Source organism: Pseudoalteromonas sp. CO348, from assembly GCF_004208845.1.
Classification (GTDB): Bacteria; Pseudomonadota; Gammaproteobacteria; order Enterobacterales; family Alteromonadaceae; genus Pseudoalteromonas; species Pseudoalteromonas maricaloris.
The window spans coordinates 424,382-438,377 of the sequence record NZ_SGPI01000017.1 but is presented as its reverse complement, the minus strand read 5'-3'; the positions used below and the strand labels follow the sequence as shown (position 1 = coordinate 438,377).

Below are 13,996 nucleotides of genomic sequence, written 5' to 3'. Positions count from 1 at the left end.
TTCTGAAGTGTATTTGCACACAATAAACGTATTAGGTCTTTTTAGCGCTACCAACCTTAGAGATTTGATATAAGCAGGCAGCGCTATGTTAAACGCTTAGTTACAGCAACTAGAACGCATACGCAACGCTAAATTTCACACTCCTTGGCATGATATAGCGGCCGTTAGGTGAATCTGGGTTACGTGGATCCCCCTCGGTGATCCCTTGTTTGTCAGTAAGGTTATCTACCGCTAGTTGTAATTTTACGCCCTCTGTTGGCTCTACGATAAGGCCAATATCAAGCTTTTCGTAGCCCTCTAACACGACAGTATTTTCATTATCCCCAAAACGGTCATCTACAGCCGAAAGGGTGCCATACAAGGTGGCGTACATACCCGACATTTCAAAGTCATAGCTCGGTGTAATACGGAGCATCCAGTCAGGTTGGCGCTGCGCTTTATTCCCTTCATTGGTCGGGCTTTCAGTAATTTCAGTGTCTTGCCATGTGGCATTCAAGTTTACCGATAGGCCCGACTCATGGTTGTAACTGTAATCAAGTTCTACACCCGTTGCTTCGTTGGTTAGAATTTCCGCAGGTACTCCTGGGCGTCTTACAAACGTGTCGCCTTTTACTTCGTTGGTAAATAAAGTAACAAACAGGTCGCCGGTTTCACCCATATATTTATAGCCAAGCTCAGCTTGTGTGACTGCTTTAATCAGCGACTCGCCCGATTCATAGGTGCTATAATTGTCTCTAAAGTCGTCGAAATAAGGCATTTTGTAGCCTTTGTTCATACGCACAAAAACACCTGAATCTAAGCTCAAACTATAGTCAGCACCTAAGGTCCATGAAGTCTTACGTTCATCATAGTCAACCGCTTTGGTGATAGCCCCATCTAAACCTTCGTCGACCGAATACTCAACCTCGTGTTGCTCGCTACGTAAGCCTAAATCTAACTTAAGGGCTTCCGTTGCTTGGTAACTTTGGGTAGTGTAGATGGCCCACGTTGTCGCATCACCAGAACTGTTAATGTCGTAGTTGAAGGCACAACCTGCAACATCGCTATTACACGCGATACCATTCAATGCTTCGCCACCTTGCTCCAACACGTGGTAGGCGGTATTACCTAAGCTCCACCAGTCTTTTGCTGAGATAGTTGCTGTATAAATACCAAAGGCACTTGACCAATCACCAAAGGTTTTGCTTAAGGCTAAGTCATTGGTGAAAGCTTCGATATCTTTTAATACAACCCAGCGACCATATTGTTGTACCATGGTATCGCCCGCGTATTCATCGCCCGTGACGCTACCTGTTGCGGTTTCACCATTGTCCGCCACTTCACTTAAACGCATCGCACTGCCAGCAGGCACAAGGCCTAGTGTATTTGCATCGCCTTGCGTTAAGCTAAAGCGCTCATTTAATTGCCAGCCGTTTTTGAATTCTACTTTTAAGCTACCTCCAGAAACATGGCCTTTCCAGCCGCGACCATCACCCATATCTACGCTCATCGGTGCATTTTCATCACCGACATAAATAATCGCTTTGCGATTATTCGTTCCCAGCTGAGTAAAGCCCGCATCCACACCCTCAACATTAAGTGGGGTTGGCAGGTACCATGCTCCTCTGTCATCAGTTTGACGGGTATAAAGGTTAAACTCACCGTCAGCAAACTCTTTGGTTAGGTTTATGGTGAATTGATGGCCTTTTTCTGAGGTAAAGCCCGCATCACGGATCCCAGAAGAGCGTTTGATATAACCGCCAACCATGTAGTAAAGGTCATTGGAAATCTCACCACTTAACACGCCGTCAATGCGGTTTAGACCATAGTCTGTGGTGGTGTATTTAAACGTCCCTTCGGTGTCAGCTTGGCCACGTTTAAGTTGAAAGTTAGTTGTTAAGCCCGGCTGACCATTAGACACCACGGGGTTTGGTCCACCACGCAGGCCTTCCATCATACTGATGGTTTCATCGAGTCTGAAAATCGAGGTGTTTTCTAAAAATGAGAGCGTTGGCGCGGGATAGATAGGACTACCTTGCAAACTAACCGTTAAGAATGGTGCATCACCACCGCCTGGAAAGCCGCGAACAAAAACGTTGGCACCGGATTCACCTCCTGAACTTTCAACCCAGATCCCAGGCACCGCTTTAAGCAAGTCAGCGGTACTTTTTGGGGCGAGCTTATCAATTTGCACGGCATCGATGTTAGTCACAGCAAAGCTTGCATCAATTTTTCTGATCCCTGCGCCACCAGGTGTACCCGATACGATGATGGTTTCTACTTTTTCTTTGTTATTGTTCGGTTGTTGTTCAGCCTGAGCTGATGCGCTTAACGCAAGCGTTATAGCAGCAGCGATCAAGCTTAAGGAGTTAGTTTTTATCACGGCTAAAGCCCTCTTGTTGTTGTCATAGACTGGTATTTAACGACTGTCTATTTTTTAAAATAGATCTTAATGCAAACGTTTGCAATGATGTTGTTTAAAAATTTGTCATAAAATGATGTAAGGCGTTACAAATTTACAGTGATTGCTTATCTTTTCTGCTTAGTTAGGGTAGGAGATTCAATTAGTTATGGTTTAAGTATCAAAAAATTGTAAGAATAGCGATGTAATAGTGTGTGCTAAGAAGGGGTTTGCGATGGGAACAACACAATTAAAGCTATCGGATCTAGCAAGGCTAGCTGGAGTCTCTACCTCCACAGCTTCCCGTGCACTCAATGATAACCCTCTGATAAAAAAGGAAACTCGAGAGCGCATTCAGGCGCTTGCAAAAGAGCATCACTTTAGTGTTAACGCGGCGGCTAGTCGCTTACGGATGCAAAAAACCAAAGTCATTGCCGTTATTATCAATCTCGAAGCCGAAACCAAACAATCCGTCGACGACCCATTTTTACTTAAAGTAGTGAGCGATATTAATCGTGCAGTGAACCGAAAAGGCTACGAGTTATTGCTCTCCAATTCTTATATGGCGGGGGAAGACTGGCATGGTTATTTTATTTCTGGCCGTCGAGCCGATGGAGTTATCGTTGTCGGGCAAGGCAAGGAGCAAGCACGAATTGAGCGTGCTGCAAGAGCTGGCACGCCGATCGTGGTATGGGGAGACCCTAAAACTTCTGCAAATTATCCTATCGTTGGGAGTGACAATTTTATTGGTGGCCTTAACGCAACGGAGCACTTAATTGCCAGGGGAGCGTCTAAACTTCTATTTTTGGGCGATCCGGGCCATGCCGAACTTGGTGAGCGCTATCGCGGATTTTGCCATGCGGTGGAAAAAGCCAAGGTAGAAGCGCAAATGATTAAAATCGACATTACTTCAGAGGCTGCCTACGCGAGTATAAACGCTTTGTTGCGAGCGCAAGGACTAATCTTTGATGGGATCTTTGCATGTAGTGATATGGTCGCGCTTGGAGCACTAAAAGCCCTAAAAGAGCGTTACGTTAGCGTACCAAATGACGTACGAATAGTCGGCTTTGATGATATTGCCATGGCACAGATCAGCTTCCCTGCGCTATCTACGATTAAACAAGACACCAATGCGTCGGCACAGTTATTGGTGGAAAAGCTGCTCTCTCAGCTAAGTGGTGAGACATGTGCGTCTCAAGAGGTGCCGTCATTATTAGTGATCAGACAATCTAGTTAACGCAGCATAATATGCGATAACAATCATTAGCTTAAATTGTTTTGATGTGATTTGAAATGCAAACGATTGCAAAAATAAAAAAGTCTGTCTAGACTAAAAAGGAATCACAGTGTTTTAACGAGAATAACAATGAATCGAGCACGTATCATACTTGCCATGGCCGTTAGTTACTTCCTATTTGCTATTTTGCTCAATAGCGTAGGGACGGTCATCTTGCAGTCTATTCATAGCTTTGGCATTACAAAAGCGCAGGCCGCCACCTTAGAGGCATTTAAAGATCTTCCCATCGCCATCGTTTCATTTCTGGTTGCGTCGGTTATCCCCAGGGTTGGATTTAAAATTGCTTTGACCGCAGTGCTCGCGGGCGTGGCATTGATTTGCAGTATCACTCCTATGGTCGCTGAGTTTTGGATTCTTAAACTAGTATTTGCTTGCGTGGGTGCGGCATTTGCGGTGGTCAAAGTGTCGGTTTATGCGCTCGTTGGCCAAGTCACTGAAGGAAGCAACCAACATTCAAGCCTGCTTAATTTTATTGAGGGCGTGTTTATGTTAGGGGTCCTCGGCGGTTATTGGATTTTTGCGGCGTTTATTGACAGCGGCGATAACTCGCTTGGCTGGTTAAACGTCTATTTCGTGTTAGCGGTGCTGAGCGCTTTCACCGCATTTATTGTTTGGATCTCCCCAATTGCCAAGCCAGAGTCAACGCAAGCCACCGAGTCTAATGTCTCTGCATTTATAGCGATGTTAAAGCTTGTGGCTAAGCCGCTTGTGCTGGTATTTGTGATTTCCGCATTTTTATACGTATTGATAGAGCAGAGTATAGGCACTTGGCTGCCTACTTTTAATAATGAGATCTTGTCATTACCGGTGAATATTAGCGTGCAAATTACCAGTGTTTTTGCTGCTTGCTTAGCACTCGGTCGGCTCGGTGCCGGCGTTGTGCTCACCAAAGTACATTGGTATGTGGTGTTAAATGTTTGCCTTGCCGCAATGGCAGGATTAGTGATTTTAACGTTACCGATGACTGAGGGTATTGAGAAAACGCTTATTTCTTCGTTATTTGATGCACCCCTTGTGGCTTTTCTCATGCCGCTGATCGGTCTTTTTATGGCGCCTATTTATCCAGTGATTAATTCGGTAATGCTAAGTAGTTTACCCACTACACAGCACGCGTCGATGACAGGGCTAATCGTTGTATTTTCAGCGCTGGGTGGTAGCACGGGTTCAATGATCACAGGTTTAGTATTTCAACATTTTGGTGGTCAACAAGCGTTTTATGGGGCACTTATTCCCATGCTGGTGATTGCTGTGTGTTTATATTTCTTTAAATCAATGAGTGAGTCTAACCAATCAAATCATGCTCACACGCCAAGTCAACAAAAGGTGAGCTGAGGTTTTACATGCAGTACCAATCAAACTTTTATTCCACAGAGATTTTTAAGGCGGTGCAAAGCGCTGGTTTGTTTTCAGACAGTAAAGTTTTTGCAGATGCCATCGCAAAAATTCCGCTCGCAGAGATAGAAAACCAGTATGTGATGCAAAAGCCGACGGGAGAGGCGTTACTTAGATTTGTGCATGCGCATTTTGACTTTGTTGCCAACAAAGAGTTAGATGCCTTACCAGACTTTACTAGTGCGCAGCAGTATATCAGTGCGCTGTGGTCGCGTTTATCTAGAAAGCCGAGCACCGTTGCTAAAGGCTCCTTGCTACCTTTACCCCATCCGTATGTTGTACCGGGCGGACGTTTTAACGAGATTTATTACTGGGATAGCTACTTTACGGCACTCGGGCTTTTGGATGCGAACAGAAGCGATCTCGTTGAGGGAATGTTAGATAACTTTGTGAGTCTTATTGATCGTATTGGACATGTACCTAACGGTAATCGAGATTATTACCAAAGTCGCTCCCAGCCACCTGTAACGGCATTAATGGTTGATTTACTGTGGCAGGAAAAATCTCATTATAAGCAGTGGCTGTCGCGAGTTACTCAGGCATTACTGAAAGAACATCAGTTTTGGCAGACCGGAGAGGATTTGAGTTGCACGGATAAAAAAGCGCAGTACCGAGTCGTCAACATGCCATGTGGGGGCACACTGAATCGCTATTGGGATCCGCTTGCAGCACCGCGCCCAGAGTCTTTTATTGAGGATATAGAATTAGCCGCAGCGGTTACGGACAGCGGAACCTTTTATCAGCACATTCGTGCGGCTTGTGAGTCGGGGTGGGACTTTAGTAGCCGTTGGTTAGCAAACGCTGACGATTTAGCGAGCATTCGTACAACAGACATTATCCCTGTGGATTTAAATGCACTACTAGTATTGCTTGAGTCGCAAATCGCACGTTGTTTTGAGAAATTAAACGAGCTAACGCAAGCGCAGTACTATGCCAATTTAGCGTCAAATCGCAGTGCACTGATACAGAAATATTGTTGGTGTGATAAAAAAGGCTGGTTTTTCGATGTGGATCTTAATGATTATGCGCGTACCTCCGTTGAATCTCTAGCGGGCGTTGTGCCTATGTTTGCTGAGCTGGTTACACCCGAGCAGGCAGAGCATATTGGCAAAAAACTCGAGGCAGAGTTTTTGCAGCAAGGTGGATTGGTTAGTACCTTAGTCACTACTTCACAGCAGTGGGACAGTCCTAATGGCTGGGCACCACTGCAGTGGTTTGCGGTGTCAGGTTTAAGGGCATATGGTCAAAATCAACTCGCGAATAAGATTATGCAAGCATGGCTTTATGCTGTTGAAACCGGCTTTGAGCAAATCGGCTGTTTGCTTGAGAAGTATAATGTGGTTGAACCGGATAAACAGGCAAGTGGCGGAGAATACGTGGTGCAACAGGGTTTTGGCTGGACTAACGGAGTAACCAGTCGTTTTTATCGGCTTTTAGTGCCTGAAGTTGATAGTCCTTCGGCGTGATATTAAAGGCTTGTTTAAACGCTCGACTGAATTGACTTGGATGCTTAAAGCCGAGTGCAAAACTAATTGCGGTGATCTGAATTCCTGCTTTTAGTTTTGCCTTTGCTTCAGTTAGTCTCCGTGCTTGGAGCCACTGCTGTGGCGTCGTCGCGAATGATTTTTTAAATTGATTGAAAAAGCGACTTCTACTCATGCAGCTAAGTTTACAAAGTTTCTCTACATCTAATGGCTCGTCTAAATGAGTCTCCAAATAATGCACCGCTTGATACAAACCATTATGATCTGGTGCTTGTTTTACTGCGCCTAACAGCAGATCTCGGCTTTGTTGCTGTAGTAGTCTTGCAATTAGTTCATCCATTGCCAAATCGATAAAGTACCCCCGCTCAGCTTCATTCTCACTGAATAGATGGAGCAATCGCCCCAAGCAGTGCTGGGTTTGCCAGTTATGCTCGGTGTGAACCAGCTGCTTTTGATAATTAAAATCACTAGGAAGCGAAAGCGCTAACTTCTCGCTCACGGTATTAATTTTCTCTCGACTGATCTCGATTGCTAAACAGGTGGTGGGAGCGGATAAGCTGGCGTCGGGAAAGTCTATAAATACGGTTTGTTCTGGTGCCAATACGAAGCTTTGATGAGGTAAAAAGGGCTGGTGATAGTCACAACTGTCTACGTGCATCACTTTTTTACCAGTGATCATCGCACAAAACAACACTTCATTAGAGGCGAGTTTGACTCTATTGGTACTTTCGTATGTGTCATAGACGCTAAGCTCTACTTGATTGGCAGCAAAACTTATTTTGTTTTCAACTAAGCGTTCGACACGACTGCGATGTTTAGAGATCTGCAAACAATGCACTCCTTCTCGGTTATTTTTGGACTGTGCGTATACATTCCGAGACCCTAAGTTAAGTTTTTAAAGGTGAACTTGGCTAATGTCAAATATTAGTAAAAACAAAATTGGGACGAATGAAGCCCAAATAAATAACACAAGTTGCAGAGGTAAAAATGATATACGCAAATCCAAACACTGAAGGTGCAGTCGTCAGCTTTAAGTCGCAATATCAAAACTTTATTGGTGGTGAGTGGACGCCACCCGTTGACGGCCAGTACTTCGACAATATTAGTCCTGTTAATGGCGAAGTGTTTTGTCAGATCCCGCGTTCAAATAATGCAGACATTGAACTGGCACTTGACGCCGCCCATGCTGCAAAGGCGGCGTGGGGTAAAACTTCGGTCACTGAACGAAGCAATATATTACTCAAAATCGCAGACCGAATAGAAGCAAACCTTGAATACCTAGCGGTAGCCGAAACATGGGATAATGGTAAAGCTGTACGTGAAACGCTAGCCGCTGATGTTCCGCTCGCTGCTGATCATTTCCGCTATTTTGCAGGTTGTATTCGTGCTCAAGAAGGAGCCATTGGTGAAATTGATGAGTCAACCGTGGCCTATCATTTTCATGAACCTCTGGGCGTTGTGGGACAGATCATCCCATGGAACTTCCCATTACTTATGGCCGCTTGGAAACTGGCACCCGCTCTCGCTGCTGGAAACTGCGTAGTGCTAAAGCCTGCGGAGCAAACGCCTGCATCTATTTTGTTGTTGATGGAACTTATCGCTGATTTATTACCAAATGGCGTGGTTAATATCGTAAACGGTTTTGGGAAAGAGGCGGGTGAAGCGCTTGCTACGAGTACGCGTATCGCAAAAATTGCGTTTACAGGTTCGACTCCAGTGGGTTCTCACATTCTAAAATGTGCGGCTGAAAATATCATTCCCTCAACGGTGGAGCTAGGGGGTAAGTCGCCTAATATCTACTTTAATGATGTGATGCAAGCTGACGATGATTACCTAAGTAAGTGTATTGAAGGCGCTGTGCTGGCCTACTTTAACCAAGGAGAAGTATGTACTTGCCCATCGCGATTGCTCGTGCAAGAAGATATATACGATGACTTTATAGCCAAAGTCATCGAACGCACTAAGGCGATTAAACGCGGCAATCCGCTTGATACAGAAACCATGGTTGGTGCACAAGCCTCACAAGCTCAATTTGATAAAATTCTTAGCTATATTGATATTGGCAAGAAGGAAGGGGCTGAAGTGTTAATCGGTGGTGAAGTCGCAGAGCTTGGCGAGGGTTATCATAAAGGCTTTTATATTCAACCCACGCTGTTAAAAGGGCATAACCAAATGCGGGTATTCCAAGAGGAAATATTTGGTCCGGTGATCTCTTTATGTACTTTTAAAGATGAAGCGGAGGCGTTGGAATTGGCGAATAGCTCTGAGTTTGGTTTAGGTGCTGGGGTGTGGACTAGAGATATGAATCGCGCATATCAATTTGGTCGACAAATCGAAGCGGGCCGCGTGTGGACTAACTGTTATCATATGTATCCTGCACACGCGGCATTTGGTGGTTATAAAAAATCCGGCATTGGCAGAGAAACTCACAAAAAGGCGCTGGATCATTACCAACAAACCAAGAACCTCTTAGTGAGCTATGGCACCAGTCCTTTAGGGTTTTTCTAATTTAATTATTATAGAAGTATTGAGTACTGACTATTGTGGCAGTACTCAATCAGTCATCCGGTTAAGAAACGACTTTTAATGGCGTCGCCTGCTTATTAGCAAATGCTATCCTATATTCGAGTCCTTTGCCGGGCTCGCTCACGGTGTGTACATCTCCATCTAGCCCTTGAGTCACCAAGTTATAGATAATATAAGCGCCAAGTCCCATACCGCCACTTCCTCTTTTGGTGGTGTAAAATGGCTCGAATAACTTACTTAATTCAAGCTCCGACATACCTTTACCATTGTCTTTATAAATAAGCTCAATGTGTTCATCATGTTTAAAGAATTCAATGGTGATCTCACCTTGTTCTGACTCTTTAAAGCCATGTGCAATGGAATTTGCGACTAAATTCGAAATGATCTGAAAAATAACACCGGGATAGGTCGTGGCGATAAGGCCGGGATCGCAATGAAACTTGATTTTATGGTCATGCTTTTTAATCTCTGGACTGAGCGCCGCGATGATCTCTTGAACATAATCATGAACATTAAAGGCCCTCACTTGCTCGCAAGATTGATCGACAGCGACTTGCTTAAAGCTATTAATTAAATTCGCGGTGCGTTGGAGGTTTTTTAATAGCAGTTTGCAAGCGCCAGTTGAATCTGAAATAAAGTCCTCCAATACTCCGGTAGAGAGCACTTTGGTTTGGTACTTCATAGTGAGGTCGTCTAAGTGCTGCTGTAGATAAGTGGTGGAAGTGATGCCAATCCCGATGGGGGTGTTGATTTCGTGTGCAACACCCGCAACCAAATCGCCAAGCGATGCCATTTTCTCTCGTTCTAGTAATTGCGTATGAGTACGGTTGAGATAGGCGACGGTTTCTTCTAGCTTTTGATTGGTCTCTACTAGTGAGCGAGTGCGCTCACTCACTAACTCTTCTAACTGCTCTTTATGTTGTTTTAACTCTTGTAAGATTTGCATTCCTTCAACTAGTAAAAACCCTAAAGCGACGATATAGGCCATTAACCTTAAAATATGCCAGCCCCACCAAGCGGTATCCCACAACTTGGATTGCTCGAACATAATAGCGGCTGCGCCAAATAGGAAACAATGTAAGCAAAAGAGCAAATCGCTCACATTATGAGAGTCACGATATACAAGGAGAATTTTAACTGCGGCGACAAAAAACATAGTACCGCCAATGACGTTGAGTGCCATCGCTGTACCAGTAAAGTGACCTTGCTCAACCATGTGTGGTAAATCCGTAGGGTAAGCTAGGCTTATGATGCCGGTGATGATAGCGGCTGTGCATGCGCAGATCAGCCAATAGCGATTTTTAAACCAAGTAAATCGGTTGTGAGCAAGAAGGGTGATAAAAGTGAGACCACCGAAGAAAGTCGCGATACTGTGAAGCCAAACGAAGGTTTGGCCAACATTTACGGCGGCATGGAATCCATCTAAGATCCCCATTACCAGCAGCGCCGTGGCGATTTCGATATTAAAACTTGTCCCGGTGTTGTACTTTTCAAAAAATAACAAGGCCAATGCAATGAAAAGGGCGACAGCGGAGCCGAAGGTTTCAACCACTGCATGGGCTTCTATCAACGGCCAAGTTATATTATTAAGAAGCGTATTGCTCAGTAAAAGGGATGCGCCGTGGATAGTTAAGCTAACACCTATGATTATCCAGATCACAATGTGGGTGTTTTTATTTATATTCATGGAGGCTATTCCTTCGATTCACCTCCTTAAATCTAGTACATTTATTATGTAGATAAAGCATGCGGAGCATTTTTATCAGCTGGTATCAAGGTGCCAGCTGATATTTTTCAATGTTACTCGTTTCCAGAAGTGGTGAGCTCGTCAGCCAAACTTGTTAAGTCAGGTAGCACGTAATCTGGTGCTTCTGCCAGTGGGTAGAGTTGCTTTTGTGGTCTTGCAATAAATGCTGTGTGCATGCCCGCGGCTTTAGCGCCGGCAACATCCCAGCCGTGAGCCGCCACCATTAGCGCTTGGTCTGGGCGAATATTTAGTTGCTGTAACGCCCACTCATAGGTTCTAAGGTCGGGCTTATACACTTTAATGTCTTCGATACTCAAGCGTTGATCAAAATAGGTGATTAGACCGGCATTTTCAAACTGCGCTTTAACCCCCGCATTCGATGAATTGGTTAAACTCACGAGTTTAAAGCCTGCTTGTTTGAGCCGTTTTAGCGCTGGAATGACGTCTTCATGCGGGGGCAAAGAGAGCAGAGCGGGCACAATTGCTTGTTTAGCTTGTGCGTCAGTTATCGTCAGGCCTTTGTTTTTTGCAACCATTTGTAGCGCGGCAACGCCTATCTTGCCAAAATCTTGATAATCACCACTTACCGTAGTCACTAACGAGTGATGTAGCATAGTGGAAAACCAAAGAGGTAATAGGGACTCATCGCCACCCAAAACTTGGCTAACCGTTTTATTCATTGACTCTAAATCAAGCAAGGTTTCATTGACATCAAAGAAAATAACTTCCGGGCGTTCAACCTTTGAGTTGGCTTGGCTAATATTCGGCATTAGACCTCCTAACATAACGTATAGACTAATTAAGATGCGTTTCATTGATAATTCCAATTTAGTTGCGATGAGAAGCAGTATATTTATTTGATAAATTTAAACAAAGCGCGCATATTCGAAAGCAAGATTCGAAAAAACTAAATCGACATGTATTCAATCGCTGAACTCGAAACATTCTTAGCTATTATTAAACATCAAGGAGTGGTTAATGCTGCGAAGCAATTGAGACTCTCACCCGCGACAGTTAGTCATCGTCTTAATAAGTTAGAGCAACATTTAGGTACGACTTTGCTGTTTAGAGATAGTCGTACGCTAACATTGTCCCCAGCCGGAAGTACTTTTAGAGAGAGGGTGGAGCATATATTAGAGGCGCTTTATGATGCTGAGCACGAAATAGGTGCAAGGGGATCAGCGGTGAGCGGGTTACTTCGTGTTACTATGCCGCCTTGGGTGTTTTCACAATTTGTGATGCCAAACCTAAGTCAATTTGAGCAAGCGCACCCGCAATTAGCACTCGATTTCCTGATCAACGACCAGTTTGTAAACATAGTTGAAGGTGCTCAAGATGTAGCGATACGCGTTGGGCAACTGGCTGATTCTGGGTTGTTGGCGAGAAAACTATGCGATAACCACCGGATATTATGTGCAGCGCCGAGCTATATTGACCGCTATGGCATGCCTGATAATATCAGCGAATTACAAAACCACTTTTTTGTATGCTTACCTTGGCAACGAGAATTTAAGTTAAAAGAACCAAACGGTAGAATTGTACACTTTAACGCAAAAACTCGTTTTACGATTTCAAACTCAGACAACATGACTTCAGCCGCCTTGGCTGGGCATGGCATTGCAGTTAAATCTCACATCGCCATCAGAGATAACTTAAAAAGAGGTGAGTTAGTACCTATAATTCCAGGTTGTCTCGAAAGTGACGACGCACCTATTTGGTTTGTCAGGCCTCAGCACTCGCTGAAGACACGCAAGGCAGAGGCATTCTATGAGTTTATGAAGGCATTATTCGAAAATAAGGGCTAATACTTTAGTCTGCTTGTACTTTTAAACTAATAACTCTAAACTCCGTATTAAAATTAGAAACTAGCCAGCGTGATGATCGTAAAATCAAACTGGTAACACTGATAGCAAACGGAGCTGCTATGTTCAAATTCATTTCTTGGATTTTTTCTATCACCGCATTTTCACTTACTCTATTCTTTATCGTGCAAGGTAGTTATATGCTTTGTTTAGTCATGCTACTAGCTGGATTGATTGCATTGCCAAAACATGAAAAAGAATTGCAACCACTTGGTATGAGATTACATGCTAAGCATTTTTCTCGGGAGTCTCGTTCACTTAGCTCAAAAGAGGTAATGAACTTTTTATTAGCATGCTCATTGGCTGGTGCTAGCCTTGCGTACCAATGGTATGTGGTAACAATATAGACTTTACTGAACTTAATATCTTGAGTGTTTATATACAGCCATGATCCGAGTTTCTCTTAATGGGATACTCGGATATTTTTCACTGCTACTCCCGAGATAGGGTTAGCCTCATATCACAAATAGTATAAAACATACTGGATGTTTAAAATCCGCTCACTAGCTGTTAGATTGGTTTTAACTACCACAGCATGGAAGAGCAATTGGATGTCACTGCCGTTAAAATCCTCATCAATACGTGTTCAAGAGTTCCTAGCCAGTCGTGGGCATAACTTCACCGTTACAGAGCTTGCAGACTCTACTCGTACTGCGAAAGATGCTGCAAATGCGATTGGTTGCACTGAGTCTCAAATCGCCAAATCTCTGATATTTAAAGATAGCAATACAGAAAAAGCGGTCTTGATAATTGCTTCTGGTAGCAACCAAGTGTCCGTGAAAAAAGTGGAAGCTGCAATTAATGTAAAGCTCGAAAAAGCGAATGCAAACTTTGTGCGGGAAAAAACCGGGTTTGCCATTGGCGGTGTGCCTCCTGTGGCACACACTGATTCCGTGTTGACGATAATTGATAAAGATTTAAAGCGATACGATCGTATTTGGGCTGCTGCAGGCACGCCCAATTCGGTCTTTGAGTTAAAAGCGCATGATCTAGATATGCTTACGGGTGGCACTTGGTTAGATATTGCGAAGTAACCCTCAGTTCGTAATCTACTTTGTGTCTATGTGATCTATCTATCAGTCAACTTGGGGTGGTCATTAAAGTTCTCAACCAATAAAGTGCTTTCTAGATGAGAACAGCCCGACAGTCATTCAAAATAATCGTATTAATACCGCTCTCAAGGTAGTTGAATTTAAAAAAGTAAAGACACAGAGATACATGATAAACTTACCGCCAATAATTCAGTAGTATGACTATTAAGATAATCGAGCTACTAGTCAAAAGTGTGACCAAACGTGTGACCTTTTG

Annotated in this window: 11 protein-coding genes; 7 read left to right on the top strand and 4 right to left on the bottom strand. The window is 44.0% G+C overall.

The features are described from left to right. Positions 1-109: 109 nt before the first annotated feature. A complete protein-coding gene (locus EXT48_RS09505; protein WP_130164300.1) occupies positions 110-2,362 on the bottom strand; it encodes a TonB-dependent receptor in 2,253 nt (750 codons plus the stop codon). Positions 2,363-2,615: 253 nt separating this feature from the next. On the opposite strand from EXT48_RS09505, the gene EXT48_RS09500 reads away from it, so the two are divergent. From EXT48_RS09500 to EXT48_RS09490, 3 genes are all read left to right on the top strand, one after another. Beyond that, a complete protein-coding gene (locus EXT48_RS09500; RefSeq protein ID WP_130164299.1) occupies positions 2,616-3,617 on the top strand; it encodes a LacI family DNA-binding transcriptional regulator in 1,002 nt (333 codons plus the stop codon). Positions 3,618-3,746: 129 nt separating this feature from the next. Further along, entirely contained in the window at positions 3,747-5,009 is a 1,263-nt protein-coding gene (locus EXT48_RS09495) for a sugar MFS transporter (RefSeq protein WP_130164298.1), read from the top strand. An 8-nt stretch (positions 5,010-5,017) separates the two neighbouring features. Beyond that, on the top strand, positions 5,018-6,535 hold the full coding sequence (locus tag EXT48_RS09490) for a trehalase family glycosidase (protein WP_130164297.1): 1,518 nt from the start codon (positions 5,018-5,020) through the stop codon (positions 6,533-6,535). Here EXT48_RS09490 and EXT48_RS09485 read toward each other — a convergent pair. Beyond that, positions 6,471-7,382: an AraC family transcriptional regulator gene (locus EXT48_RS09485; RefSeq protein WP_039497388.1), complete on the bottom strand. Its 912-nt coding sequence runs from the start codon at positions 7,380-7,382 to the stop codon at positions 6,471-6,473. The genes EXT48_RS09490 and EXT48_RS09485 overlap by 65 nt on opposite strands. Before the next feature lie 158 nt (positions 7,383-7,540). On the opposite strand from EXT48_RS09485, the gene EXT48_RS09480 reads away from it, so the two are divergent. After that, entirely contained in the window at positions 7,541-9,061 is a 1,521-nt protein-coding gene (locus EXT48_RS09480) for an aldehyde dehydrogenase family protein (protein ID WP_130164296.1), read from the top strand. Positions 9,062-9,122: 61 nt separating this feature from the next. Here the strand turns inward: EXT48_RS09480 and EXT48_RS09475 are convergent, their stop codons facing one another. Together EXT48_RS09475 and EXT48_RS09470 are read right to left on the bottom strand one after the other, a co-directional pair. Then, positions 9,123-10,766, bottom strand: coding sequence for a sensor histidine kinase (locus EXT48_RS09475; RefSeq protein WP_130164295.1), 1,644 nt, complete (start codon positions 10,764-10,766; stop codon positions 9,123-9,125). 113 nt (positions 10,767-10,879) lie between these two features. Then, a complete protein-coding gene (locus EXT48_RS09470; protein WP_130164348.1) occupies positions 10,880-11,596 on the bottom strand; it encodes a haloacid dehalogenase type II in 717 nt (238 codons plus the stop codon). A 147-nt stretch (positions 11,597-11,743) separates the two neighbouring features. On the opposite strand from EXT48_RS09470, the gene EXT48_RS09465 reads away from it, so the two are divergent. The 3 genes from EXT48_RS09465 (at position 11,744) to EXT48_RS09455 (ending at position 13,722) form a co-directional block, all read left to right on the top strand. Further along, a complete protein-coding gene (locus tag EXT48_RS09465) occupies positions 11,744-12,631 on the top strand; it encodes a LysR family transcriptional regulator (protein WP_130164294.1) in 888 nt (295 codons plus the stop codon). A gap of 119 nt (positions 12,632-12,750) precedes the next feature. Continuing rightward, positions 12,751-13,035: a hypothetical protein gene (locus EXT48_RS09460; protein ID WP_130164293.1), complete on the top strand. Its 285-nt coding sequence runs from the start codon at positions 12,751-12,753 to the stop codon at positions 13,033-13,035. A gap of 204 nt (positions 13,036-13,239) precedes the next feature. Then, positions 13,240-13,722 carry a YbaK/EbsC family protein gene (locus tag EXT48_RS09455; protein WP_130164292.1) on the top strand — a complete coding sequence of 161 codons (483 nt, stop codon included), beginning with the start codon at positions 13,240-13,242 and terminating at the stop codon, positions 13,720-13,722. The last annotated feature ends 274 nt before the right edge of the window (positions 13,723-13,996 follow it).